Source organism: Streptomyces caelestis (assembly GCF_014205255.1).
In the GTDB taxonomy this organism is placed as follows: Bacteria; Actinomycetota; Actinomycetes; order Streptomycetales; family Streptomycetaceae; genus Streptomyces; species Streptomyces caelestis.
Genome location: NZ_JACHNE010000001.1, coordinates 6,789,833 through 6,813,936, shown reverse-complemented (window position 1 = coordinate 6,813,936; position 24,104 = coordinate 6,789,833). Strand labels below are relative to the sequence as shown.

General features: G+C 71.3%; 23 protein-coding genes and 1 pseudogene. 17 read left to right on the top strand and 7 right to left on the bottom strand.

The window, feature by feature from the left end; genetic code table 11:
• Positions 1-96 precede the first annotated feature (96 nt).
• The 15 genes from HDA41_RS31135 (at position 97) to HDA41_RS31065 (ending at position 14,939) form a co-directional block, all read left to right on the top strand.
• Entirely contained in the window at positions 97-1,731 is a 1,635-nt protein-coding gene (locus HDA41_RS31135) for an acyl-CoA dehydrogenase family protein (protein WP_184989839.1), read from the top strand.
• Positions 1,732-1,976: 245 nt separating this feature from the next.
• Complete coding sequence (locus HDA41_RS31130) at positions 1,977-3,254, top strand: GAF domain-containing protein (protein ID WP_184989837.1); 1,278 nt, start codon at positions 1,977-1,979, stop codon at positions 3,252-3,254.
• Positions 3,255-3,427: 173 nt separating this feature from the next.
• Positions 3,428-4,756: a hypothetical protein gene (locus HDA41_RS31125; protein WP_184989835.1), complete on the top strand. Its 1,329-nt coding sequence runs from the start codon at positions 3,428-3,430 to the stop codon at positions 4,754-4,756.
• Positions 4,757-4,798: 42 nt separating this feature from the next.
• On the top strand, positions 4,799-5,371 hold the full coding sequence (locus HDA41_RS31120) for a GNAT family N-acetyltransferase (RefSeq protein WP_184989834.1): 573 nt from the start codon (positions 4,799-4,801) through the stop codon (positions 5,369-5,371).
• Positions 5,372-5,497: 126 nt separating this feature from the next.
• Positions 5,498-5,581 (top strand): putative leader peptide, encoded by an 84-nt coding sequence (locus tag HDA41_RS42385; RefSeq protein WP_310887545.1) that lies wholly within the window; start codon positions 5,498-5,500, stop codon positions 5,579-5,581.
• A 129-nt stretch (positions 5,582-5,710) separates the two neighbouring features.
• A complete protein-coding gene (locus HDA41_RS31115) occupies positions 5,711-7,408 on the top strand; it encodes a nitrite/sulfite reductase (protein ID WP_184989832.1) in 1,698 nt (565 codons plus the stop codon).
• Positions 7,405-7,584 carry a hypothetical protein gene (locus HDA41_RS31110; RefSeq protein WP_184989830.1) on the top strand — a complete coding sequence of 60 codons (180 nt, stop codon included), beginning with the start codon at positions 7,405-7,407 and terminating at the stop codon, positions 7,582-7,584. The genes HDA41_RS31115 and HDA41_RS31110 overlap by 4 nt, the downstream gene beginning before the upstream one ends.
• Positions 7,581-8,291, top strand: a complete 711-nt coding sequence (locus tag HDA41_RS31105; RefSeq protein WP_184989828.1) for a phosphoadenylyl-sulfate reductase — start codon at positions 7,581-7,583, stop codon at positions 8,289-8,291. The genes HDA41_RS31110 and HDA41_RS31105 overlap by 4 nt, the downstream gene beginning before the upstream one ends.
• A 65-nt stretch (positions 8,292-8,356) precedes the next feature.
• On the top strand, positions 8,357-8,893 hold the full coding sequence (gene cysC / locus HDA41_RS31100; protein ID WP_230299530.1) for an adenylyl-sulfate kinase: 537 nt from the start codon (positions 8,357-8,359) through the stop codon (positions 8,891-8,893).
• Positions 8,890-9,825, top strand: a complete 936-nt coding sequence (gene cysD / locus HDA41_RS31095) for a sulfate adenylyltransferase subunit CysD (RefSeq protein WP_184989826.1) — start codon at positions 8,890-8,892, stop codon at positions 9,823-9,825. Before cysC ends, cysD begins: the two co-directional genes overlap by 4 nt.
• A gap of 2 nt (positions 9,826-9,827) precedes the next feature.
• On the top strand, positions 9,828-11,162 hold the full coding sequence (locus HDA41_RS31090; RefSeq protein WP_184989824.1) for a sulfate adenylyltransferase subunit 1: 1,335 nt from the start codon (positions 9,828-9,830) through the stop codon (positions 11,160-11,162).
• Between the two features lie 222 nt (positions 11,163-11,384).
• Positions 11,385-12,488: an ABC transporter substrate-binding protein gene (locus HDA41_RS31080; RefSeq protein ID WP_184989820.1), complete on the top strand. Its 1,104-nt coding sequence runs from the start codon at positions 11,385-11,387 to the stop codon at positions 12,486-12,488.
• Between the two features lie 37 nt (positions 12,489-12,525).
• Positions 12,526-13,314, top strand: coding sequence for an ABC transporter ATP-binding protein (locus tag HDA41_RS31075; protein ID WP_184989818.1), 789 nt, complete (start codon positions 12,526-12,528; stop codon positions 13,312-13,314).
• The gene (locus HDA41_RS31070) at positions 13,301-14,194 is read left to right on the top strand and encodes an ABC transporter permease (protein ID WP_184989816.1); all 894 of its coding nucleotides are present in this window, start codon (positions 13,301-13,303) and stop codon (positions 14,192-14,194) included. Before HDA41_RS31075 ends, HDA41_RS31070 begins: the two co-directional genes overlap by 14 nt.
• A gap of 4 nt (positions 14,195-14,198) precedes the next feature.
• A complete protein-coding gene (locus HDA41_RS31065) occupies positions 14,199-14,939 on the top strand; it encodes a sirohydrochlorin chelatase (RefSeq protein WP_184989814.1) in 741 nt (246 codons plus the stop codon).
• Between the two features lie 87 nt (positions 14,940-15,026).
• Here the strand turns inward: HDA41_RS31065 and HDA41_RS31060 are convergent, their stop codons facing one another.
• Positions 15,027-15,848, bottom strand: a complete 822-nt coding sequence (locus HDA41_RS31060; RefSeq protein WP_184989812.1) for a GvpL/GvpF family gas vesicle protein — start codon at positions 15,846-15,848, stop codon at positions 15,027-15,029.
• Between the two features lie 180 nt (positions 15,849-16,028).
• Here HDA41_RS31060 and HDA41_RS31055 point away from each other — a divergent pair, with 180 nt between their 5' ends.
• Positions 16,029-16,871, top strand: coding sequence for a transglutaminase-like domain-containing protein (locus HDA41_RS31055; protein ID WP_184989810.1), 843 nt, complete (start codon positions 16,029-16,031; stop codon positions 16,869-16,871).
• Here HDA41_RS31055 and HDA41_RS31050 read toward each other — a convergent pair.
• The gene (locus HDA41_RS31050; RefSeq protein ID WP_184989808.1) at positions 16,852-17,226 is read right to left on the bottom strand and encodes a nuclear transport factor 2 family protein; all 375 of its coding nucleotides are present in this window, start codon (positions 17,224-17,226) and stop codon (positions 16,852-16,854) included. The genes HDA41_RS31055 and HDA41_RS31050 overlap by 20 nt on opposite strands.
• Entirely contained in the window at positions 17,219-17,767 is a 549-nt protein-coding gene (locus HDA41_RS31045) for a DUF1697 domain-containing protein (protein ID WP_184989806.1), read from the bottom strand. The genes HDA41_RS31050 and HDA41_RS31045 overlap by 8 nt, the downstream gene beginning before the upstream one ends.
• A 327-nt stretch (positions 17,768-18,094) precedes the next feature.
• Here HDA41_RS31045 and HDA41_RS31040 point away from each other — a divergent pair, with 327 nt between their 5' ends.
• On the top strand, positions 18,095-20,344 hold the full coding sequence (locus HDA41_RS31040) for an MMPL family transporter (RefSeq protein WP_184989804.1): 2,250 nt from the start codon (positions 18,095-18,097) through the stop codon (positions 20,342-20,344).
• Between the two features lie 110 nt (positions 20,345-20,454).
• Here the strand turns inward: HDA41_RS31040 and HDA41_RS31035 are convergent.
• The 4 genes and pseudogenes from HDA41_RS31035 to HDA41_RS31020 all read right to left on the bottom strand — a co-directional run.
• Positions 20,455-20,925 (bottom strand): annotated as a pseudogene (locus HDA41_RS31035) (nucleotide disphospho-sugar-binding domain-containing protein); the annotation flags it as partial.
• A 60-nt stretch (positions 20,926-20,985) separates the two neighbouring features.
• Positions 20,986-22,260, bottom strand: coding sequence for an ABC transporter substrate-binding protein (locus tag HDA41_RS31030; RefSeq protein ID WP_184989802.1), 1,275 nt, complete (start codon positions 22,258-22,260; stop codon positions 20,986-20,988).
• Positions 22,260-23,093 carry a carbohydrate ABC transporter permease gene (locus HDA41_RS31025; RefSeq protein WP_184989800.1) on the bottom strand — a complete coding sequence of 278 codons (834 nt, stop codon included), beginning with the start codon at positions 23,091-23,093 and terminating at the stop codon, positions 22,260-22,262. The genes HDA41_RS31030 and HDA41_RS31025 overlap by 1 nt, the downstream gene beginning before the upstream one ends.
• Entirely contained in the window at positions 23,090-24,034 is a 945-nt protein-coding gene (locus HDA41_RS31020) for a carbohydrate ABC transporter permease (RefSeq protein ID WP_184989798.1), read from the bottom strand. The genes HDA41_RS31025 and HDA41_RS31020 overlap by 4 nt, the downstream gene beginning before the upstream one ends.
• Positions 24,035-24,104: the final 70 nt, after the last annotated feature.

Genomic DNA, 24,104 nt, shown 5'->3' with positions numbered 1-24,104 from the left:
CCGTCGCGCCTGACCGTACTCACCCACAGGCCGGTCTCCGGCGCCCGGTCGGCGCACCTTGGTGACCAAGGGGCCGCCCCGGGGTACTTTCGCAGCATGGCTGGCAGCACCCACTCCGTGAACAACCAGGTCCCGCCGCTGGTCGGGTACGACGTCTTCTCGGCCGACCGGGCCCTCACCGCGGCGGTCGAACGGCATCTCGATCCCGGCCTGCGCGACGAGGTGCTCGGCGAGCTGTCGGCGCTCGGGCGGACCTCCGGCTCGGCCCAGGTGCAGGAATGGGGAGCGCAGGCCAACGAGAACCCGCCCCGGCTGCGCACCCACGACCGGTACGGCCACCGGATCGACGAGGTCGAGTTCCACCCGTCCTGGCACCGGCTGCTCGGCAAGGGCGTCTCGGCCGGTCTGACCGCGGCCTGGGACCGCCCGGCCGGGCATCTGCGGCGGGCCGCCGCCTTCCTGGTGTGGACACAGGTCGAGGCCGGAAACGGCTGCCCGCTGTCGATGACCCACGCGGCGGTGCCCGCCCTGCGCACCGACCCGGACCTGGCCGCCGAGTGGGAGCCGCGGCTGACGTCCATGGTCTACGACCGTGAACTGCGGCCCGCGCACCTCAAGGCCGGGGCGCTGTTCGGGATGGGCATGACGGAGAAGCAGGGCGGCAGCGACGTACGGGCCAACACGACGTCCGCGCGGCCGCTCGCCGAGGACGGGACGTACGAACTGACCGGGCACAAGTGGTTCTGCTCGGCGCCGATGTCCGACGGTTTCCTGGTGCTGGCGCAGGCGCCGGGCGGCCTCACCTGCTTCCTGGTGCCGCGGGTACTGGCGGACGGCACGCGCAACGTGTTCCTGCTGCAGCGGCTCAAGGACAAGCTCGGCAACCGGTCGAACGCCTCGGCCGAGGTCGAGTTCGACGGGACCTGGGCACGCCGGGTCGGCGAGGAGGGGCGCGGGGTGCGCACCATCATCGAGATGGTGGCGGCGACCCGGCTCGACTGTGTGCTGGGCTCGGCGGGGCTGATGCGGCAGGCGGTGGCGCAGGCGGTGCACCACTGCGATCACCGGGAGGTGTTCGGCGGGAAGCTCGTCGACAAGCCTTTGATGCGCAACGTCCTCGCGGATCTCGCCATCGAGTCGGAGGCGGCGACGACGCTGGCGCTGCGGCTCGCGGCGGCCTGCGACGACGGTGGCGAGCAGGAGCGGGCGCTGCTGCGGATCGCGGTGCCGGCGGCCAAGTACTGGGTGACCAAGCGGTGCCCGCCGGTGGCGGTGGAGGCGGCCGAGTGCCTGGGCGGCAACGGCTACGTCGAGGAGTCCGGGCTGCCCCGGCTGGTGCGCGAGTCGCCGCTCAACTCGATCTGGGAGGGCGCGGGCAACGTCCAGGCCCTCGACGTGCTGCGGGCGTTGCAGCGGGAGCCGGGGGCGTTCGACGCGTATCTACGGGAGGTCGGGCAGGCGCGCGGCGCCGATCACCGGCTCGACGCGGCCATCAAGAACCTGCTGACCGAACTCGCCGATCTGGAGGGCGTGGAGGGTCGGGCACGGCGGCTGGCGGAGCGGCTGGCGCTGGTGCTCCAGGGGTCGCTGCTCGTCCGTTTCGCGCCACCGGAGGTCGCCGACGCGTTCTGCGCGGCGCGGCTGGGCGGCGACGGGGGCGCGGCGTTCGGAACGCTCCCGCACAGTCTCGATCTGGCGTCGGTGGTGGAGCGGGCCCGGCCGGTGGCCTGATCCGGCGCCCGAAGCGGAGGTGGTGCTGCGCCGACACGGCACCACCCCCGCCGCACTGGCCCGTTCGAGCCACTGAACGCCGCTCGGGACGGCGCTGCTCAAGTCTCGGACACGGCCGGGCTGTCCACCAGGGTTGCAAGGGGTTGCAACTTGCTGCTGACTGTGTGCGGACTGTGCGCGTCCGCTCCGGAGCGGACGGCACTATGAGACGGACAGTCAGAAAAGACTCCGGGGGGCCCACGCCTATGGACGTCACGCAGCTCGCCGCCGTGGACACCTCGCGTGCGGCCCGGGTGCTCAGCGAGGTCCGTTCCGCCCGGCTGTCCGGGCAGCCCGCGCCCGTGCAGCCGCGCCGGGTGATCGAGCAGTCCTGGGAGCGCATGCTGCGCAGCGGTGTCGACCCGGACCACGACTTCCGGGCGGATCTGCTGTCCCGCGAGGAGGTGCAGCGGCGGCGCGAGACGTCGGCGCTGCGCCATGTGCTGCCGGTGCTGCGGGAGGGGCTGCTGAAGTTCGCGGACGTCGCCCACCACATCATGGTGGTCGCCGACGAGGAGGGCCGGGTGCTGTGGCGCGAGGGCAGCGCGCCGGTGCTGCGCAAGGCCGACGGGCTCGGCTTCGAACTCGGCGCGGACTGGCGTGAGGACGTCGTCGGCACGAACGGTCTGGGCACCCCGGCGGTGGTGCGCCGGCCCGTACAGGTCTTCGCCTCCGAGCACTTCGTGCGCTCCCACGCCGGCTGGACGTGCGCCGGCGCTCCGCTGACGGATCCGCGGGACGGCCGGCTGCTCGGCGTGGTGGACGTGAGCGGGCCGCTGGAGACGATGCATCCGGCCACACTCGCCTGGGTCGACTCGGTGGCCAAACTCGCCGAGGCCCGGCTGCGGGAGAGGCACGCGGAGTCGCTGGAGCGGCTGCGGGCGGTGGCGGCTCCGGTGCTGGCCCGGCTCGACGGGCGGGCCCTGGTCGTCGACCGCGACGGCTGGACCGCCGCGGTCAGCGGGATGCCGTACACGCGGCGCGTGACCCTGCCCAAGTCCCTGACGGCGGGCCGGAGGTGGCTGCCGGTGCTCGGGCTGTGCTCGGTGGAGCCGCTGGCCGGGGGCTGGCTGCTGCGGGCGGCCGCCGACGAGCCGGTGCCGCGCGGGGCGACCCGCATCGTGCTGGACCTCGGACAGGCCCGCGGATGGACGGTGGCGGTCTCCCAGGGCGCGGGCTCCTGGACACGCGAACTGAGTCCCCGGCACGCCGAGTTGCTGTATCTCCTCGCCGTCCACCGCACCGGCCGCAGCGCCTCGGACCTGGCCGGCGACCTGTTCGGCGACCCGGCCCGCACGGTGACCGTACGCGCCGAGATGTCGCGGGTACGGCGCTATCTCGGCGCGTTCCTGGAACACCGGCCGTACCGCTTCGCCGAGGACGCCGAGGTCGACGTGCTCCTCCCGGACGACCCGCACGACCTGCTGCCGCACTCGACCGCACCGGCGGTGGGACGGCTGCGCACCCGCGCACCGGCCCCCTGAGGTTCACCGGACGTGCCGTTCGGCCGTCCCCAAGGGTGCATCTTGCGCATATTTGCAAGGTCTTCGCCCCTCACCCCACCCACCTGCCGTAGCATCCCCTACGGGCCACCCCACCTGCTCCTCCGTCAACGTACGGACCACAGGGCGCAGTTGGCCCGCCTCGGGAGGACGTTATGAAGCATCGCGGCAGACACCGGCGGCGCAGGCGGGGCAGGGCACTGCGCGGGGCCCTGGCCGGGACGGCTCTCGCGCTCACCGCCGCCGCCACCCTGATCAGCGCCTCGCAGGCCACGGTCGCCGGCGCGCCCGGGGCCCTGAAGCCGATCTCCGTGTCCGCCGAGGCCGGGCGGCTGCCGCTGGCCGAGCACCGGGTGCCCGGTTCGTGGCTCGACCGGCTCGCCTCGAAGATGGGCCGGCCCGTCGGTGTCGGCACGGTGCTGGACAGCGCCGACCGCACGCTGCGGAACGCGGCCGACTGCTCGACCGCCGAGAAGCACACCCTGCCGGTCGAGCCGGCGGCCACGCGCGCGTACTGCTTCGGCGGCGCCGACACCCGGGGCTGGCTGCCCGGCGCGGTCACCACCTCGGGCGACGCGGACGACGACGGCCGCTGGAGCGAGAACCGCGTGATCCTCTCCGGCTGGACCCGCGGCGGCACCCCGGGCGGCTCCATGGACGGCCCGGCCCCCGAGCAGGGCCTGGCCAAGGTCGCCTTCGTCGACGCGAACGACCCGGACCGGCTCCGCTACACCTGGGCCCTGCTGGCCGTCCCGGTGGACGGCGGGCGGGACTACCGGGGGCTGGTCTCCCCGCTGTCCGGCATGGTCTGGTACCAGGACAAACTGCTGGTGACGACCCGCGAGGACGACCGGAACGCGCTGTACGTGTACGACATGGACCGCATCCAGCGCGCCACGGTCGACTCCGACGCGGTCGGCCGGGTGCGGGGCGGCTGGGCGGCGTCCGGCTACCGGTACGTGCTGCCCGCGGTCGCCTCGTACGCCCTGCCCGGCGGGGACGACGTGCCGCACCCGGCCGCGGTCTCCCTCGACCGCAGCACCTCGCCCGACAGTCTGGTGGCGAGCGAGTGGGTGCCGGCGGACGGCGACCGGCGCACCCGGCTGTGGCGCTACCCGCTGAGCCGGGACCCGGCCCGGTCCGGCCTGCTCGCCACGGACTCCTCGGGGGACGCGGACCCGGTCGAGGCGTACGAGTCGAAGACGGCCGACGTGCGGGGCGTGCTGTCGTACCGCTCGGGCTGGTACCTCGACCGTGCGGCGGGCACGCCCGGCGGGCACGGGACGCTGTGGCGCCAGGACACCGAGGGAGCCGGGGCGACGGAATGCGCGACGGACGAGACGCGGCACTGCTGGAGCGGCCGGTCGGGTTCCCTGTCCTACTGGGAGGAGACCGGCGAACTCTGGTCCCAGTCGGGCCGGATGCTGTTCGCGCTGCCGCTGGCGTCGGTGGACAGGGCGCTGGGTCGGTCGGCAGAGCAGTAGGCCGATCGACAGACCGGTGGGCGAGGTGATTTTCTGGCCCGCATGACCACCATCGCCGTGACCACCTGGTCCCTGGAGCAGACCGCCCCGACCGACCTGCTGCCGGCCGCCGCGCCGGACGGGGACGTCCGGATCGTCCGCTCCGAGGTGCCCTCACCCGAGTTCAGCCGGTTCCTGTACGCCTCGGTCGGCGGCGACATCCGCTGGACGGACCGGCTGAGCTGGTCGTACGCGCGGTGGCTTGAGCACCTGGAGCGGCCCGGCGTGGAGACGTGGGTGGCATACGACCGGGGCACGCCCGCGGGGTACGTGGAGTTGGAGGCGCAGGACGACGCGGTCGTGGAGATCCTCTACTTCGGCCTGCTCCCCGCTTTCCGCGGCCGGCGCATCGGCGGGCACCTGCTGTCGCACGGCACGGCCCGCGCCTGGGACCTCGCGGGCCGCTGGGCGGGACTGACCCCGACGAAGCGGGTCTGGCTGCACACCTGCAGCAAGGACGGCGAGCGCGCGATGGACAACTACCAGCGCCGCGGCTTCAAGCTGTTCGACACCAAGGTCGAGGAGGAACCGGACGTCGCCGCTCCGGGGCCGTGGCCTGGAGCGTTCCCCGTCTGACCTGGCCGGACACCCCGGGACGGCCCGATGTGACCAAGGACACTCGCATCTTGCATTTCGAGACATGAATGTCCGAATCTTGGACGAAGCTGGACTGTGTCCAGATCGCCATGACACGCTTCCGTCATGCCTGGAACTGGGATCGCCTTGGTGAGTCGACGCCACGTCGACCTCGGCCGCATGTCCAGCGCCATCTGTCCGGCGCGCTGAGAGCACTCACGCAGCGCCCGACATCCCCCTCACTCGTCTCCTCCCCGCGCAACGACGCGCCCTATGCCCATGCGCCCGCACGCGCAGGTCAGAGCCGCTTTCCCGCCTGTCCCGAAGGACGTATCAACCATGGCCGCCACCCCGCAGAAGCCTGCCGCCGCGACTCCCCGCCGCAAGGTGAGCCGTCACCGCGGTGAGGGTCAGTGGGCCGCGGGGCACCACACCCCGCTCAACGGCAACGAGCAGTTCAAGAAGGACGACGACGGTCTCAATGTGCGGACACGCATTGAGACGATCTACTCCAAGCGGGGCTTCGACTCGATCGACCCGAACGACCTGCGGGGCCGGATGCGCTGGTGGGGCCTGTACACCCAGCGCCGTCCCGGGATCGACGGCGGCAAGACGGCGGTCCTGGAGCCGGAGGAGCTGGACGACGAGTACTTCATGCTGCGCGTCCGCATCGACGGCGGCCGTCTCACCACGCGGCAGCTGCGGGTGATCGGCGAGATCTCGCAGGAGTTCGCCCGCGGCACCGCCGACATCACGGACCGGCAGAACGTCCAGTACCACTGGATCCGGATCGAGGACGTGCCCGAGATCTGGAACCGGCTGGAGGCGGTCGGTCTGTCCACCACCGAGGCCTGCGGTGACACGCCCCGCGTGGTCATCGGCTCGCCGGTCGCGGGAATCGCCGAGGACGAGATCATCGACGGCAGCTCCGCCATCGACGAGATCCACCGTCGGTACATCGGCAGCAAGGAGTTCTCCAACCTGCCGCGCAAGTTCAAGACGGCGATCTCCGGATCGCCGCTGCTCGACGTGGCGCACGAGATCAACGATGTCGCGTTCGTCGGTGTGCACCACCCCGAACACGGCCCGGGCTTCGACCTGTGGGTCGGCGGCGGTCTGTCCACCAACCCGAAGATCGGCGTCCGGCTCGGCGCCTGGGTGCCGCTGGCGGAGGTCCCGGACGTCTGGGCGGGCGTGATCGGCATCTTCCGCGACTACGGCTACCGGCGCCTGCGTACCCGCGCCCGGCTGAAGTTCCTCGTCGCCGACTGGGGCGCGGAGAAGTTCCGGCAGGTCCTGGAGGACGAGTACCTGGGGCGCGAGCTGGTCGACGGCCCGGCTCCCGAGCAGCCGGTCCAGCAGTGGCGCGATCACATCGGCGTGCACCGGCAGAAGGACGGCCGCTTCTACGTCGGCTTCGCCCCGCGCGTGGGACGCGTCGACGGCGCGACGCTCACGAAGATCGCCGACCTCGCTGAGGCCCACGGTTCGGGCCGGGTGCGTACCACCGTCGAGCAGAAGATGATCGTCCTCGATGTCGAGGAGGACAAGGTCGAGTCGCTCGTCGAGGGCCTGGAGGCGCTCGACCTGACCGCCCGGCCGTCCTCGTTCCGGCGCGGCACCATGGCCTGCACCGGCATCGAGTTCTGCAAGCTCGCCATCGTCGAGACCAAGCAGCGCGGCTCGCAGCTCATCGACGAGCTGGAGCGCCGTCTGCCGGACTTCGGCGAGCCGATCACCATCAACCTCAACGGCTGCCCGAACGCCTGCGCCCGTATCCAGGTGGCGGACATCGGTCTCAAGGGCCAGCTGGTCGTCAACGACAAGGGCGAGCAGGTCGAGGGCTACCAGGTGCACCTGGGCGGCGCGCTCGGCCTGGAGGCGGGCTTCGGCCGCAAGGTGCGCGGCCTGAAGGTCACCTCCGAAGAGCTGCCCGACTACGTCGAGCGCGTCCTGAAGCGGTTCCAGGCGGAGCGCGAGGACGGCGAGCGGTTCGCCACCTGGGCGGCCCGGGCCAGCGAGGAGGCCCTGTCATGAGTGAACGTGCGGCCCCCTTCTACTGCCCCTACTGCGGCGACGAGGACCTGCGTCCGAGCGAGGAGGGGCACGGCGCGTGGGAATGCGCGGCGTGCAACCGAGCCTTTCAGCTGAAGCTCCTCGGCCTGCTGGCCCAGGGGTTGAAGCGATCCGACACCGGAGGGGCGAAGAAATGACCACGGTTCAGGACCAGCGCACGGCGGCGGAACTCAAGGCGCTCGCCGAGCAGGCGGGCCGCGACCTGGAGGAGGCCTCCGCTCTGGAGATCCTCCAGTGGGCGGCCGAGACGTTCGGCAAGCGCTTCTGCGTGACCTCCTCGATGGAGGACGCGGTCGTCGCCCACCTGGCCTCCCGCGCGATGCCCGGCGTCGACGTCGTCTTCCTCGACACCGGCTACCACTTCGAGGAGACCATCGGCACCCGTGACGCGGTCGACGCCGTGATGGACGTCAACGTCATCACGCTCACGCCGCGCCAGACGGTCGCCGAGCAGGACGCGGAGTTCGGCCCGAAGCTGCATGACCGCAACCCCGACCTGTGCTGCGCCATGCGCAAGGTGGAGCCTCTGGAGCGAGGCCTGAAGAACTACCAGGCCTGGGCGACCGGTCTGCGCCGCGACGAGTCCCCGACCCGCGCGAACACCCCGGTGGTCGGCTGGGACGACAAGCGCCAGAAGGTCAAGATCTCCCCGATCGCCCGCTGGACCCAGGACGACGTGGACGCCTACGTCACCGAACACGGCGTCCTGACGAACCCGCTGCTGATGGACGGCTACGCCTCCGTCGGCTGCGCCCCCTGCACCCGCCGCGTCCTGGAGGGCGAGGACGCGCGCGCCGGCCGCTGGGCGGGCCGCAGCAAGACCGAGTGCGGGCTGCACGGATGACGGCGCCTCAGACCCAGGCGCCTCAGCCTCAGACGACACAGACCCAGACGATTCAGGAGACCGACGTGACGACCGGAGCCACCGTCTGGCTCACGGGTCTGCCGAGTGCCGGCAAGACCACCATCGCCCACGAGCTGGCCGGCCGGCTTCGCACCGAGGGCCACCGCGTCGAGGTGCTCGACGGCGACGAGATCCGCGAGTTCCTCTCGGCGGGCCTCGGCTTCAGCCGCGAGGACCGGCACACCAACGTGCAGCGCATCGGCTTCGTCGCCGAACTGCTCGCCCGCAACGGCGTGCTCGCCCTCGTCCCGGTGATCGCGCCGTACCAGGACAGCCGCGAGGCGGTGCGCAAGCGGCACCAGACGAACGGCACCGCGTACGTGGAGATCCACGTGGCGACTCCGGTGGAGGTGTGCAGCGAGCGGGACGTGAAGGGCCTGTACGCCAAGCAGGCCGCGGGCGAGCTCACGGGGCTCACCGGGGTCGACGACCCGTACGAGGCTCCCGAATCGCCCGATCTGCGCATCGAGTCGCAGAACCAGACCGTGCAGGAGTCCGCGGCGTCCGTGTACGCCCTGCTCAGCGAAAGGGGACTGGCATGACGGCCGCCGCCACGGTTTCCGAGGAGACCGACAGCCCGTACGCGCTCTCCCACCTCGACGCTCTCGAGTCGGAGGCGGTGCACATCTTCCGTGAGGTGGCGGGTGAGTTCGAGCGGCCGGTGATTCTCTTCTCCGGCGGCAAGGACTCGATCGTCATGCTGCATCTGGCGTTGAAGGCGTTCCGGCCGGCGTCGGTGCCGTTCTCGCTGCTGCATGTGGACACCGGGCACAACTTTCCCGAGGTGATCGACTACCGGGACCGCGCGGTGGCCCGCCATGGGCTGCGGCTGCATGTGGCCTCGGTGCAGGACTACATCGACCGGGGTGTGCTCAAGGAGCGCCCGGACGGGACGCGTAATCCGCTGCAGACGGTGCCGCTGACGGAGAAGATCCAGCAGGAGCGTTTCGACGCGGTCTTCGGCGGCGGCCGCCGGGACGAGGAGAAGGCCCGGGCCAAGGAGCGGGTGTTCTCCCTGCGGGACGAGTTCTCGCAGTGGGACCCGCGCCGGCAGCGCCCGGAGCTGTGGAACCTCTACAACGGCCGGCACGCCCCGGGCGAGCACGTCCGCGTCTTCCCGCTGTCCAACTGGACCGAGCTGGACGTGTGGCAGTACATCGCCCGTGAGGGGATCGAGCTGCCGGAGATCTACTACGCGCACGAGCGTGAGGTGTTCCAGCGCGCCGGGATGTGGCTGACGGCCGGTGACTGGGGCGGGCCGAAGGACGGCGAGAGGGTGGAGAAGCGCCTGGTGCGCTACCGCACGGTCGGTGACATGTCCTGCACCGGCGCCGTCGACTCCGACGCCGACACGATCGAGAAGGTGATCGTGGAGATCGCCGCTTCCCGGCTGACCGAGCGCGGTGCCACCCGTGCCGACGACAAGATGTCCGAGGCCGCGATGGAAGACCGCAAGCGCGAGGGGTACTTCTAGAGATGAGCACGATCACGACCGAGGAACTCTCGGCCACCACGCTGCTGCGGTTCGCCACCGCCGGTTCCGTCGACGACGGCAAGTCCACCCTGGTGGGGCGGCTGCTGCACGATTCGAAGTCGGTCCTCACCGACCAGCTGGAAGCCGTGGAGCGCGTGTCCGCCAGCCGGGGGCAGGAGGCGCCGGATCTGGCGCTGCTGACGGACGGTCTGCGGGCCGAGCGGGAGCAGGGCATCACCATCGACGTGGCCTACCGCTACTTCGCCACGCCCAGGCGCCGGTTCATCCTGGCCGACACCCCCGGACATGTGCAGTACACGCGGAACATGGTCACCGGTGCCTCGACGGCGGAGCTGACGGTGATCCTGGTCGACGCCCGTAACGGTGTGGTGGAGCAGACCCGCCGGCACGCCGCCATCGCCGCCCTGCTGCGCGTCCCGCACGCGGTGCTGGCGGTGAACAAGATGGACCTGGTCGGCTACGACGAGAAGGTGTTCGCCGCGATCGCCAAGGAGTTCACGGCCTACGCGACCGAGCTGGGCGTCCCGGAGGTCACCGCGATCCCGATCTCGGCGCTGGTCGGGGACAACGTGGTGGAGCCTTCCGCGAACATGGACTGGTACGGCGGCCCGACCGTGCTGGAGCACCTGGAGACGGTGCCGGTCGCGCACGACCTGAGCCACTGCCACGCCCGGTTGCCGGTGCAGTACGTGATCCGTCCGCAGAGCGCCGACCACCCCGACTACCGGGGCTATGCCGGGCAGATCGCGGCCGGTTCCTTCCACGTCGGCGAGGCCGTCACCGTGCTGCCGTCGGGCCGCGCCTCGAAGATCGCCGGCATCGATCTGCTGGGCGAGCCGGTCGAGGTCGCCTGGACCACGCAGTCGGTGACCCTCCTGCTGGAGGACGACATCGACATCTCGCGCGGCGACCTGATCGTGCCGAGCAAGGACGCGCCCGCGACCACGCAGGACATCGAGGCGACCGTCTGCCATGTCGCGGACGCCCCGCTGACCGTCGGCCACCGGGTGCTGCTCAAGCACGGCACCCGCACCGTCAAGGCGATCGTCAAGGACATCCCGTCCCGTCTCACGCTCGACGACCTGTCCCTGCACCCGCACCCGGGACAGCTCGTCGCCAACGACATCGGCCGGGTGAAGATCCGTACCGCCGAGCCGCTGCCGGTCGACTCCTACGCCGACTCGCGCCGCACCGGCTCGTTCATCCTGATCGACCCCAACGACGGCACCACCCTGACCGCGGGCATGGTCGGCGAGTCCTTCGCCGCCCCCGATCCGGTCAAGGACGGGATCGACGACGACGGGTGGGACTTCTGACATGAACTCCTCCGACTTCTACTCCATGTTCGCGAAGGAGGGCGGCCGCGTCGGCAGCGGCGCTCTCGGCAGCGGGCAGGGCGGAGTCGCGCGATGTGTGTGCTGAGGTACGCGCACCGCTCGCGCGCCCTCAGCCTCCACCGCCGTAGACAAAAACCTGCCGACCTCCCGGCCACGACCTGAGAGACCGTGACCGCCGGGCCTCCGAGAGGAAACCCTCCCGTGCCTGCATCATCCGCTCTGCGCCGATCCTTCGCGGTGCTGGCCGCGCTGCCCCTGTTCACGCTGGCCGCGTGCGGCTACGGCTCCCAGGCCAAGGACGACGGGGCCGCCAAGATCGCCGCCGGGGCGAAGAAGATCGAGGGTCTCGGCACCGTCAAGATCGGCTACTTCGGGAATCTCACCCACGGCACCGCGCTGGTGGGCATGCACAAGGGCTTCTTCCAGAAGGCACTCGGCGCCACCAAGGCCGAGCCCGCGCTCTTCAACGCGGGTCCCTCCGAGATCGAGGCGCTCAACTCCGGCTCCATCGACATCGGCTGGATCGGCCCGTCTCCGGCGATCAACGGCTACGTCAAGGCGGACGGGAAGAACCTGCGGATCATCGGTGGTTCGGCGTCCGGCGGTGTGAAGCTGGTGGTGAACCCGGACAAGATCAAGTCGTTGAAGGACGTCAAGGGCAAGCGGATCGCGACCCCTCAGCTCGGCAACACCCAGGACGTGGCGTTCCTCAACTGGGCCGCCGACCAGGGCTGGAAGATCGACCCGCAGAGCGGCAAGGGCGACGTCACGGTCGTGCGCAGCGACAACAAGGTCACCCCCGACGCCTACAAGTCCGGCTCCGTCGACGGGGCGTGGGTGCCGGAGCCGACCGCGTCGAAGCTGGTCGCCGAGGGCGGCAAGGTCCTGCTGGACGAGGGCTCGCTGTGGCCGGACAAGAAGTTCGTGATCACGAACATCATCGTGCGCCAGGACTTTCTGAAGAAGTACCCCAAGGTCGTCGAGGCCGTCCTGAAGGGCTCGGTCGAGACCAACAAGTGGATCAACGCCAACCCGGACGCGGCGAAGGCGGCGGCCAACGAGCAGCTGGCGGCGGATTCCGGCAAGGCGCTGCCCGCCGACGTGCTGGACCCGGCGTGGAAGTCGATCCGGTTCACCGACGACCCGCTGGCCTCCACCCTCAACACCCAGGCCGAACACGCGGTCAAGGCGGGGCTGCTGGAGAAGCCGGACCTGAAGGGCATCTACGACCTCGCCCCGCTGAACAAGGTCCTCAAGGCCGAGGGCGAGCCCACGGTCGACGACGCCGGTCTCGGCGTCAAGTAGCTCCCCGCAACCCGAAGAGTCCCAGGAGGTGACGACCATGGCCACGACCTTCGCCAAGGCCGCCGACGGCACCGAGACGGCCACCCACGCCGCCCGGATCGAACACGTCTCGAAGTCGTTCGCGGGCCCCGCCGGGCAGCAGCTCGTCCTGGACGACATCACCCTCGATGTCGCGCCCGGAGAGTTCGTCACCCTCCTGGGGGCCTCGGGCTGCGGCAAGTCCACGCTGCTCAACCTGGTGGCGGGCCTGGACCGGCCCTCCGCCGGCGAGATCAGCACGGACGGCCGCCCGGCGCTGATGTTCCAGGAACACGCACTGTTCCCGTGGCTGACCGCCGGCAAGAACATCGAACTCGCCCTGAAGTTGAGGGGCATGCCGAAGACGGAGCGCCGGGAGCGGGCCGAGGAACTCCTCGAACTCGTCCGCCTCAAGGGCGCCCACCGTAAGCGGGTGCACGAGCTGTCGGGCGGTATGCGCCAGCGCGTCGCACTGGCCCGGGCGCTCGCCCAGGAGAGCAAGCTGCTGCTGATGGACGAGCCGTTCGCCGCCCTGGACGCCATCACCCGCGATGTGCTGCACGACGAGCTGACCCGCATCTGGCGCGAGACGCAGTTGTCCGTCCTGTTCGTCACGCACAACGTGCGCGAGGCGGTCCGCCTGGCCCAGCGCGTGGTGCTGCTGTCCTCCCGCCCGGGCCGCATCGCCCGCGAGTGGAGCGTGGACATCGAGCACCCACGCCGTATCGAGGACACCGCCGTGGCGGAACTGTCCGTCGAGATCACCGAAGAACTGCGTGGGGAGATCCGCCGTCATGGCCAGCACTGATTCGACGACCGTCGCCAAGGACGGCAGCGATCTCGCCGGACTGGAGGCGGGCCTCGACGCACTGGAGACCGTGCAGACGGGCCGCCGGCCGTTCCGGCAGACCCTCACCGAGAAGATCCTGCCGCCCGTCATCGCCGTCGCGCTCGTGCTCGCGGTCTGGCAGGCCCTGGTCTCGTTCAAGGTCGTCACCGACCCGACCAAGCTGCCCGCGCCGTCGGCGGTGTGGGACGTCGTCCACACCGCATGGCTCCAGGGCGAACTGCTCGGCTACATCTGGACCAGCGTCTCGCGCGGCCTGCTCGGCTTCTGCTTCGCGCTGATCATCGGCACCCCTCTGGGCCTGCTCGTGGCCCGCGTGAAGTTCATCCGCGCGGCCCTCGGCCCGATCCTGTCCGGCCTGCAGTCCCTGCCCTCGGTCGCCTGGGTCCCCCCGGCCGTCATCTGGCTGGGCCTGAACAACTCGATGATGTACGCGGTGATTCTGCTCGGCGCGGTCCCCTCCATCGCCAACGGCCTGGTCTCGGGCGTCGACCAGGTGTCGCCGCTGTTCCTCCGCGCGGGCCGCACCCTCGGCGCGACCGGCCTGAAGCACACCTGGCACATCGTCCTCCCGGCCGCCCTGCCCGGCTACGTCGCCGGCCTCAAACAAGGCTGGGCCTTCTCCTGGCGCTCCCTCATGGCCGCCGAAATCATCGCCTCCTTCCCCGACCTCGGCGTCGGCCTCGGCCAACTCCTCGAAAACGGCCGCAACGCCAGCGACATGGCCATGGTCTTCGAAGCCATCCTCCTCATCCTCATCGTCGGCATCGCCATCGACCTGCTCATCTTCAGCCCGCTGGAGCGGTGGGTGCTGCGCAGCCGCGGCCTGCTGGTGAAGTGACCCCGTGACCAACAAGCCTGTTCTCCTCGTCATCGCCCACGGCAGCCGCGACCCGCGGCACGCCGCGACGGTGCATGCCCTGGTGCGCCGGGTCCGCTGCCTGCGCCCCGACGTACGCGTGGAGACGGGCTTCCTGGACTTCAACGTGCCCTCGGTGCGGGGGGTGCTGGAGTCCCTGGCGGTCCAGGGCGTCCGTGACGTCGTGGCCCTCCCCCTCCTCCTGACCCGGGCCTTCCACGCCAAGGCGGACATCCCGGCGGTCCTCGCGGACGCTCCCCCGCAGCTCCGTGTCCGCCAGGCGGAGGTCCTGGGCCCGTCGCCCCTGTTGCTGTCCGCCCTGGAGCGACGCCTGTACGAGGCGGGCCTGTCCCCCGCCGCAAAGTCCTCGACCGGGGTCGTGCTGGCCTCGGCGGGGTCCACCGACCCGGAGGCGATCGCGGTGATCGCAGAAATCGCGCGGGAGTGGCGGCACACCGGTTGGTGCGCCGTGCGACCTGCGTTCGCCTCCGCATCTCTCCCCCGCACGCAGGACGCCGTCCGGGAACTCCGGGCCCTCGGCTGCTCCCGGGTGGCGGTCGCCCCCTACGTCCTCGCCCCCGGCTTCCTCCCGGACCGCATCGCCCGGGGCGCGGCGGAGGCGGACGTCCTGGCGGACGTACTGGGGCCGGCGCCGGAGGTGGCCCGGGTGGTGCTGGAGCGGTACGAGGCGGCTCGGGTGCCGGCGTTGGCGGCTGTGAGCGCCTGAACGCAGCTTGCGGAGGAGTCGCCAGAACGTGAAAGGGGCGACGGCCGTCTCGTCAGACGGCCCCTTGCATGGCCGTCACAGCGGTCCCTACGGGCCCATGACCGGATCCGGCTGGAGTGCGAAGGAGTAGGGAGCCCAGGGACCGGTGACTTCGACGCGGAGGCCGGGGATGCCCTCGGCGGCCGCCAGTACGCCGGTGCGGAAGGCGTCGACGCGGTCGGCGGGGACGAGGTACGCGTCGTTGCCGACGTTGGTGCCGGGGGCCGGGCCCGCGAGGCTTCCGCGTTGCGGGGTGTGTGCGACGCGGTCGACGGCGAGGGTGCCGGCCGTCCGGGTGAGGTGTGCGGCGGCCTGTGCGACGGTGCGCCAGGCTTCCTCGTTTCTGCGTTGTCTGCGGCGGCGGATCGCCAGGTAGGCGCGGCCGACACCGAGGCCGGTGGGTGCGGCCTGTCCGGCGTCGGTGTCCGGCTCGGGGGGTGTGATGTCCGGTGCGGCGTAGATCTTGACGCCGAGTTCGACATGGCCGGTGAGGCGGTCCAGGAGGGACAGGAAGTACGCGCGGCGGGTGTCGAGGGCCTGCCGGGCGTGGTGTTCGTCGGGATAGACGGTGGCCAGCCGTAGCGGCAGGACGGCGGCGCCGCGGGCGACGAGCGCGGCGACCACGGCGTGGTGGGACCGGACCGTGGACTCCATCCAGTCCAGGTCGTCGAGGTGGGCCTTGAGGGGTGCCTCGCCGTAGTCGGCGGCCGGGACGTGGCCGACGGCGAAGGCCAGGGGGGAGGCGGGGTCCGTGGGCTCCACCAGGTGGATCGGGTCGCCGGCGACCCCGCGCAGGTCCGTCGCGGCCGCGACGGCCCCGGGGGTACGGCGCAGGATCGCGTAGACGTAGACGAGGTTCGGGTCGGTCATGGCTCCGGCCTCCTGTCGGCCGCCTTGAGGGCGGGCGGCGATCTCGGCGCGATTCCTCTCGCGAGACTCGTTCTCGTGCCGCCCTTAGGTACGGGGGTGGCGGCGGGCGTGTTCACGCGCACACCGAAAACGCCCGGTGCCGTTGACCTTGCCCCTGGGGCAGGGGCGAGGGTCCGGGGCATGGACGACTACCTGAAGCAGACGCCGTACAGCGACCCCGGGGACCTGGACACGAGCAGCCTGCCGCGTGCACCGGGGGAACTCGCCTGCCTGGTACGGAACCTGATCATCCATCGGGGTGAGGGAGAGCGGTTCGGACACTCCGTTCCCGAGGCGCGGCTGCACCACGACGCCGAGTCGCGCTACGTCACGGAGATCCTGAGGATCCTGCGGGAGCGCGGTGACGCCCCGCTCACCGAACGGCGGGCGCCGAAGGAGCGGTTCGTGGGCACGTGCCGGGACTTCTCGCTGCTGCTGTGCTCGCTGTTGCGGGCGACGGGGAGGCCCGCGCGGCTGCGCTGCGGCTTCGCGACGTACTTCGTCGACGGTTTCCACGAGGACCACTGGGTGACCGAGTACCGCACGCCGGAGGGGCGGTGGCGCCTGGCCGACGCGCAGGTCCACCACGGGTACGACATGCCGTTCGACCCCATGGACGTGCCCAGGGACAGGTTCCTCGTGGCCGGGAAGGCCTGGCGGGCCTGCCGCGAGGGGCGGGTGGACCCGGGGGACTTCGGGCTCAGCGGCGTCGGCCGGTTGCGGGGGCTGTGGTTCGTGTGGGGCAACGTGGTGCGCGACCTGGCCGCCGTCAACGGCGTCGAGCTCCTCCCCTGGGACGGCTGGGGCCCGCAGTTCCTCGGCCGGGTGCCGCTCACCGAGCACGAACGGGCGGCGGCCGACGCGGCCGGCTCCCGGGACGACCTCGCCCGGCCCTACGAGGACCCGCGACTGGCCGTCCCGGCCGAGATCACGTCGTACACGACCTACCTCGGCGACCGGAGGGTCATTCTTGCCGCTCGCTGAACGGCGTCGCCTGGTGGAAGTAGAGCAGCCACCCGTCCTTTGTCCGCCGCCACAGCGAACTGCGATGTGCGCGTCTGCCGTCGTACTCCGTGTCGAAGGTGAGGTGGACGAGGTCGGGGGCCAGCCGTACGCCGTGCACCTGGGAGGTGACGACAGGCGGGGACTCCAGGTCGGTGGTCTCGGCCAGGGCGGCGATGACGGCGGCCCGGCTCCAGTGCCGCCCGGAGGCGCCGAACTCGTGGAACTCGGGGTGCAGCAGCGCCCCCATCCGCTCGGGGAAGCGGCGCACGTCCGGGTCGAGCAGCGCCAGCTCGCCCTCGATGGCGGCCTCGACGGCCGGGTCGTGTTCAGGCACCCGTCAGCTCCACCAGCTTGACGACGGTGTTCCAGTTGCGGGTCGTGGCGACGATGCCCTTGTTGATGCGCGGCTTCGCGAGGTGTTCGGCCAGTCTGGAGCGGCCCAGGCCGTTCGGGGCGTACAGGTACAGGGCGCGGTCGCCGAGGCGGAACTCCTCGGGGAGGTAGGCGGATTCGTCGATCTCCGCGAAGCGCTCGGGGGTCACGGGGGCGGAGAAGTAGGTGACGTGGAGTTGCTTGGGCTCCAGGTCGGCGGCCGGGAAGGGGCAGGCGTCGGCGATCGCCTTGAGATAGGCGTGGTCGCGCACGATCACGTCGACGCCGAACCCGAAGTGCTCCTCGATGGCGTGCGTGATCTCGGAGGCCAGCGACTCCTCGTCGCCGTGGCCGGAGGCGAACACGGCCTGGCCGCTCTGGAGGTACGTGCGCACGTCCTCGTAGCCGAGGCCGGTCAGGAGGGTGCGCAGGTCCGCCATCGGGACCATTCTGCTGCCGCCCACGTTGATCCCGCGCAGCAGTGCCGCATACGTCGTCGTCATCCGCTCACCCTAAGACGGCCGTCGTGCCCCGTGGGGGCGGGCACGACGGCCGAGGGGCGGCTGCCCGAGCCCCGTAAATTACTCACCGGTCAGCGCGGGGCACAACCTTCTGCTCAGGATCCACACAGCCGAGGAGACCGATAGGTGTAAGGGACCACGGCCCTTTCCGGTCCTCCCCAGTGGGGAGATGGCGAGCGCCATGCGGATGAGTTCCGGCCCCGCCACTTCACCGGGCAGCACGACGTGATGGCTTTATCCGGCCCATACCTTCGAGACGGAAGGGGGCGGCAGGGGGCCGCCGCCGCATCACGAGGGGGCAAGCCCGTCATGGGGAACGGAGAAGCACGGGTGCGGGGCCTGGCCGCCCGGGCCGGCGGCTGGAGCGCCCGGCACCGATGGGCTGCCGTCGGGATCTGGGTGCTGTTCGTCGTCCTGGCGATGGGGCTCGGTTCGGCGGCGGGCCGGGTCGACGTCAAGGACAGCGACCAGCTGAAGGGCGAGACACACACCGCCGCGACGATCATCGAGGACGCCGGCATCGACGAACCGGCCGGCGAGACCGTGCTGATACAGGCCAGGGGCTCCGGCCTGAAGGCCACCGACGCCGAGTTCCGGGACGCCGTCACGGCCGTGATCCGGGCCGTCGAGGGGACCGGCCGCGTCACCCACGTGACCTCGCCGTACGACACGAAGACGATCTCGAAGGACGGGCGCAGCGCGCTCGTGCAGTTCGACATGCGCGGCGAGCCGGACACCGCCGGTGAGCGGGTCGAGCCGGTGCTGAAGGCCGTGGAGGGCGTCCAGAAGGACCACGCCTCGCTGCGGATCGAGGAGATCGGCTCCGCCAGCATGATGAAGACGTTCGCCGATGCGTTCGGGGACGACTTCAAGAAGGCCGAGTACTCCGCGGTGCCGGTGGCCTTCGGCATTCTGCTCATCGCCTTCGGCGCGCTGGTGGCGGCGCTGCTGCCGGTGGCGCTGGCGATCACCGCGATCATGGCGACGATGGGCCTGATGGGCGTGGTCAGCCACGTGGTGCCGATGACGGACGCGGCGAACTCCGTGATGCTGCTCGTGGGTCTGGCCGTCGGTGTCGACTACTGCCTGTTCTACCTGCGCCGCGAGCGGGAGGAGCGCGAGGCGGGCCGGGACGCGCAGACGGCCCTCAGGATCGCCGCGGCGACCAGCGGCCGCGCGATCGTCGTCTCCGGTGTCACGGTGTGCGTGGCGATGGCGGGCATGCTGTTCACCGGGCTCGCCGAGTTCGAGGCGATGGGTCTGGCCTCGCTGGTGGTGGTGGCCGTGGCCATGGTGGGGTCCGTGACCGTGCTGCCCGCGCTGCTGTCGCTGCTGGGCGAGCGCGTGGAGAAGGGCCGTATCCCGTTCCTGCGCCGGCGCAAGCAGGGCGGCAACGGGGAGAGCCGGTTCTGGACGGCCGTCCTGCGGCGTGTGCTCGCCAAGCCGGTCGTGTCCGTCGTGGTGGCGGCCGGTGCGCTGCTCGCCGTCGCGGCTCCCGCGGTCGGCATGAAGACCCAGAACCTCACGCTGGACCAGGAGTTCGGTGACTCGCTGCCGATCGTGCAGACGTACAACCGGCTCAACGAGGCCTTTCCGGGCGGCTCGGATCCGGCCCAGGTGATCGTGAAGGCGGACGACATCAACGCGCCCGAGGTGCGGTCGGCGCTCGCCGACTTCCGTGAGCGGGCGGTCAGTTCGGGTGCCTCGCGCGGCCCGGTGGAGATCGAGCTGCACGATGCGCAGAACCTCGCCGTCGTGTCCGTCCCGCTGGTCGGCGGCTCCGACCTCGACAAGGCGGGCGCCAGCCTGGACAAGCTGCGCGACGACGTGCGGCCCGCCACGCTCGGCGAGGTCGACGGCGTCGAGGCCCCGATCACCGGGCAGGTCGCGGGTTCGAAGGACTTCAACGACCAGTTGGCGGGAGCCGTCGTCCCGGTCTTCGCGTTCGTCGTCGTCTTCGCCTTCGCTCTGATGCTGCTGTCGTTCCGCTCGCTGACCATCGCGGCCACGTCGATCGTGCTGAACCTGCTGTCGGTGGGCGCGGCCTACGGCATCCTCGTCGCGGTCTTCCAGCACGGCTGGGGTGCCTCGCTGGTGGGGGCGGAGGGCGTCGGCGCGATCATCACCTGGCTGCCGCTGTTCCTCTTCGTGATCCTGTTCGGCCTGTCGATGGACTACCACGTGTTCGTGGTCTCCCGGATCCGCGAGGCGCGGCTGCGGGGTCTGGACACGGAGGACGCGATCCGGCACGGCGTGGTCACCACGGCCGGGGTCGTCACCAGCGCCGCGGTCATCATGGTCGCCGTGTTCGCGATCTTCGGGACGCTGTCCATGCAGTCCATGAAGCAGATGGGCGTCGGCCTCGCGGCCGCGGTGCTCATCGACGCGACGATCATCCGTGGCGTGCTGCTGCCGGCGGTGATGGCGCTGCTCGGCGAGCGCAACTGGTACCTGCCCAAGTGGCTGCACCGGCTGCCGGATCTCACGCACGACGAGACGCCGCAGGCGGTCGCGGGACCGGCGGCGCGGGACGACGAGGGCGAGCCCGTCAGGGTCTGATCCCCCCTCCCCCGCCGCTGTGTGCAGGGCCCGTCGGTTCCGGGGGAACCGACGGGCCCTTTCAGCCGGTGAGCACGGTGTGACGGACCGGCGAGGGACGACCGTCCCGACTACCCCTGGCGCGCGGGCAGTTCGGCCTCGATGAGGTCGGCCGCACGCCGGGTGTCGCCCTCCCGGGCCGTCTCCGCCTGGATCTCCTTCAGACGGCGGGCGGCCTCCGGGTCGTCGACGAGGGCGAGGGCCACCTCGCGCAGCGCCTCGCCGGTCGCCTCCTCCGTGGGGAGGTACCGCGCGACACCGAGGCCCTGGAGCATCTCCGCGTTACCGAACTGGTCCGCGGCCTGCGGCACGGCGATCATCGGCGTGGCCGTGGCCAGGCCCTCCTGACTGCCGCCCGCACCGGCGTGCGTGACGAACAGGTCGGCCTGCTTCAGGATCGCCGGCTGCGGCACCCAGGAGCGTACCTCGACGTTCGCGGGAACCTCCCCGAGCCCGGCCGGGTCGATGTGCTTGCCGACCGAGAGCACCAGGTGCCGGCCGGGCAGGTCACCGAACGCCTTGACGCACTCCCGGTAGATCGCGTTGATTCCCACGGGCAGCACACTCGCTGCCGGTGAGACGCACCCGGGATTTCGCCGGGTTCAGCGCTGGTAGCGCGCCAGCACCAGGTTGCCGTCCTCCTCCAGGCGTTCCCGCAGCTCGCGGATGCCGATGGCGCCGCTGTAGTACTCCTGGAGGGCGGGGGTCGCCACCTTGTCCTTCCACTCGGGGTAGCCCCGTACGGTCTGTGCGGGCGCCGGGCGCAGGTGGGCGGCGAGCGCGGTGCCCGCGGCCCAGCCGTGCTCGGGTGTGCGCAGCGCCGGGTCGTTCAACGCCCGGTTGCCGGTCGGCAGCATCCAGTCGCCGAGGGCGAGGCGCACCATGTTCCGCGGGCTCAGCAGGAAGTCGATGAAGGCGGCTGCCTCCTTCTTGTGCGGGGAGTCCTCCGCGACGGACAGCGTCTGGGGGCTGACGCCCTGGGTGAGTCCCCCGGCGCCGGCCGGGGCGGGCAGCACCTGCCAGTCGAAGCCCTTCGGGGCCTGTTGCACGATCTGCTGGCGGTAGGAGAAGCCGAGCGGGACCATCGCGTATCTGCCGCCGAAGAAGCCGGGCAGGGTGTCGGAGCCGCCGCTGCCCAGGGTCGTGGGCGAGGCACTGCGGTCGGTGCCGGCCTGGGCGTGGATGGTGCGCGGCACCACCTGGTCGGCCGCCTCGAACCGGACCGTCACCTTGCCGTCGGCCCCGCGGTGGAAGAGCTGTCCGCCCGTCGACAGGGAGAGGTTGAGCGTGGCGGAGACCGGTTCCTTCAGGGGCCAGGCGATGCCGTACTTCCCCCGGCCGCTGAGCTGTTCGGTGATCCGGCGGAACTCGGCCCAGCTCCACGGCTTCTCCGGGGTCGGGATCCGTACTCCGGACCGCTTGAGCCACTTGGCGTTGGCGATCAGGACGCGCGGTTCCTGGAGGAACGGCACGCCGTAGACGCCGTCGCCGAAGGTGGTGGTCTCCCAGCTGCGCCGCGGGATGTCCGACTTCAGCCGGGCGGGCAGCAGATGGGTGAGGTCGGCGAGGTAGCCGCCGTAGGCGAAGTCGGCGAGGTCGTCGGAGGCGTCGTGGATGATGTCGGGTGCCTCGCCTCCCTCGAAGGCGGTGAGGAGCTGGTCGTGGACGCTGTCCCAGCTGCCCTGGACGTACTCGACCCGGACGCCCGGGTGGGTGGCGTTCCACTCCTTGACCAGTTCCTTGTTGGCCTCGACCGACTCCTCCTGCCAGGCCAGGGACTGGAAGCGCAGGGTGATCCGGCCGTTGTCGCGTGTGCCGCCGGAGGAGCAGCCGGCGAGGAGCAGCAGGAGGACGAGGGCCAGCAGGCGTGCATGCATCAGCTCTTCACCGCCCCGGTGAGCATGCCGCCCGTGATCCGCCGCTGGATGATCGCGAAGACGACCAGCGAGGGCAGCGTCGCGAGGAACGCGGCCGCCGCGAGCGGGCCCAGGTCGGCGACGCCCTCGGCGCCGATGAAGTGGGTGAGCACCACGGGAAGGGTCTGTTTCTCCGGTGTTTTGAGCAGCACGAGCGCGAAGAAGAACTCGTTCCACGCGGTGATGAACGCGAACAGCCCGGTCGCCACGATGCCCGGCGCGAGCAGCGGCGCCGTCACCGACACCAGCGTCCGCAACCGGCCCGCCCCGTCGACCGCGGCGGCCTCCTCCAGTTCGGGGGGTACGGCCCGTACGTACCCGGCGAGCATCCACAGCGCGAACGGCAGCGCCCACACCACGTACACCAGCACCAGCCCTGGCACGGAGTTGACCAGGCGGAGGTTCTTCAGCACGAGGAACAGCGGGATGATCAGCAGCACGAACGGGAACGCCTGGCTGACCACCACCCAGCCCGTCACCGCCTTCGCGAGCCGGCTGCGGCGCCGGGCCACGACGTAGGCCATCGGCGTCGCGATCAGCACGGCGACGACCGCCGCCGCGAGCGCGGCGAGCAGGGAGTTGAGGGCGGCGTGCAGCAGCGGCTGTTCGTCGAAGGCCTGCCGGAAGTTGGCGAGGGTGGGGTCCTCGGGGATCCACGTCGGATGCAGGCTGCCCAGTTCGCGCGGCGGCTTGAACGCGGTGGAGACCAGCCAGAGGAACGGGAAGGCGAGGAAGGCGAGATACGCGAGCAGCGCGGTGTACTGGCCGACGCGGGCCGGGGTGCTGGTCCTCACGCGTTGTCACCTCCCCTGAGGCGGCCGGCGAGGAAGACGGCCAGGGCGATCGAGATCACGGCCACCATCACGCAGCCCATCGCCGCCGCGTAACCGAACTGCCCGTAGCGGAAGGCCTCTTCGTAGGCGAAGAGCATGGGCAGACGGGTCCGGCCGCCCGGGCCGCCGCTGGTGAGGACGTAGACCAGGGCGAAGGAGTTGAAGTTCCAGATCAGGTTGAGTGCGGTGATGGCCAGGGCGATGGGTCTGAGGGCGGGCCAGGTGACCGTGCGGAAGCGGCGCCAGGCGCTCGCGCCGTCGACCGCCGCCGCCTCGTGCAGTTCGCGCGGGGTGTTCTGGAGTCCGGCGAGCAGCGCGATCGTCGTCTGGGGCATGCCCGCCCAGACGCCGACGAGGATCACGGCGGGCAGCGCGGTGGCCAGCCCGCTGAGCCAGTCCCGGCCGCCGCCGAGGCCCAGGTCGCGCAGGGCCTCGTTGAGGATGCCCGCGTCCGGGTTGTAGACGAGCCGCCACATGATGCCGACGACGACCTCGGGCATCGCCCAGGGGATGATCGCCAGGGCACGGGCCAGCCAGCGCAGCCGCAGGTCCTGGTTGAGCAGCAGGGCGAGGCCCAGCGCGAGCAGGAACTGCGGCACGGTCACTCCGAGCGCCCACACCAGCCCGATCCGGAACGACTCCCAGAACAGCGTGTCGTGCAGCAGGTCCCGGAAGTTGAGGGCACCGATCCACTGGGTGGGCTCGGTGCGGCCCGACTGGGCGTCGGTGAAGGCCAGCAGGATCCCGTACAGCAGCGGGCCGACGCTGAGGACGAGGATGGGGAGCAGGGCGGGCAGCACCAGGAACCATGCGCCGTGGTCGACGACCCGCCGGGGCCGGGCCCCGCCGGGCCCGCGGCCGGCCGGTCTCCTCGATGGCGAAGCCTCGGTCACCAATGTCACGGAATCAGCCCCTTTGACGGCTCGGCCGGCCAGGTCATGCTCGTGAAGGCGGTCTGCCTCGTCAAGACAC

What these genes read in the sequence shown, in the direction of transcription:
- HDA41_RS31135 (WP_184989839.1), top strand. Translation starts at nt 97, where the DNA reads ATGGCTGGCAGCACCCACTCCGTGAACAACCAGGTCCCGCCGCTGGTC.
- HDA41_RS42385 (WP_310887545.1), top strand. Translation starts at nt 5,498, where the DNA reads ATGCCTGGAACTGGGATCGCCTTGGTGAGTCGACGCCACGTCGACCTC.
- HDA41_RS31105 (WP_184989828.1), top strand. Translation starts at nt 7,581, where the DNA reads ATGACCACGGTTCAGGACCAGCGCACGGCGGCGGAACTCAAGGCGCTC.
- HDA41_RS31030 (WP_184989802.1), bottom strand. Translation starts at nt 22,260, where the DNA reads ATGCATGCACGCCTGCTGGCCCTCGTCCTCCTGCTGCTCCTCGCCGGC.
- HDA41_RS31090 (WP_184989824.1), top strand. Translation starts at nt 9,828, where the DNA reads ATGAGCACGATCACGACCGAGGAACTCTCGGCCACCACGCTGCTGCGG.
- HDA41_RS31120 (WP_184989834.1), top strand. Translation starts at nt 4,799, where the DNA reads ATGACCACCATCGCCGTGACCACCTGGTCCCTGGAGCAGACCGCCCCG.
- HDA41_RS31040 (WP_184989804.1), top strand. Translation starts at nt 18,095, where the DNA reads ATGGGGAACGGAGAAGCACGGGTGCGGGGCCTGGCCGCCCGGGCCGGC.
- HDA41_RS31130 (WP_184989837.1), top strand. Translation starts at nt 1,977, where the DNA reads ATGGACGTCACGCAGCTCGCCGCCGTGGACACCTCGCGTGCGGCCCGG.
- HDA41_RS31055 (WP_184989810.1), top strand. Translation starts at nt 16,029, where the DNA reads ATGGACGACTACCTGAAGCAGACGCCGTACAGCGACCCCGGGGACCTG.
- HDA41_RS31115 (WP_184989832.1), top strand. Translation starts at nt 5,711, where the DNA reads ATGGCCGCCACCCCGCAGAAGCCTGCCGCCGCGACTCCCCGCCGCAAG.
- cysD (WP_184989826.1), top strand. Translation starts at nt 8,890, where the DNA reads ATGACGGCCGCCGCCACGGTTTCCGAGGAGACCGACAGCCCGTACGCG.
- HDA41_RS31070 (WP_184989816.1), top strand. Translation starts at nt 13,301, where the DNA reads ATGGCCAGCACTGATTCGACGACCGTCGCCAAGGACGGCAGCGATCTC.
- HDA41_RS31110 (WP_184989830.1), top strand. Translation starts at nt 7,405, where the DNA reads ATGAGTGAACGTGCGGCCCCCTTCTACTGCCCCTACTGCGGCGACGAG.
- HDA41_RS31075 (WP_184989818.1), top strand. Translation starts at nt 12,526, where the DNA reads ATGGCCACGACCTTCGCCAAGGCCGCCGACGGCACCGAGACGGCCACC.
- HDA41_RS31060 (WP_184989812.1), bottom strand. Translation starts at nt 15,848, where the DNA reads ATGACCGACCCGAACCTCGTCTACGTCTACGCGATCCTGCGCCGTACC.
- HDA41_RS31125 (WP_184989835.1), top strand. Translation starts at nt 3,428, where the DNA reads ATGAAGCATCGCGGCAGACACCGGCGGCGCAGGCGGGGCAGGGCACTG.
- HDA41_RS31045 (WP_184989806.1), bottom strand. Translation starts at nt 17,767, where the DNA reads ATGACGACGACGTATGCGGCACTGCTGCGCGGGATCAACGTGGGCGGC.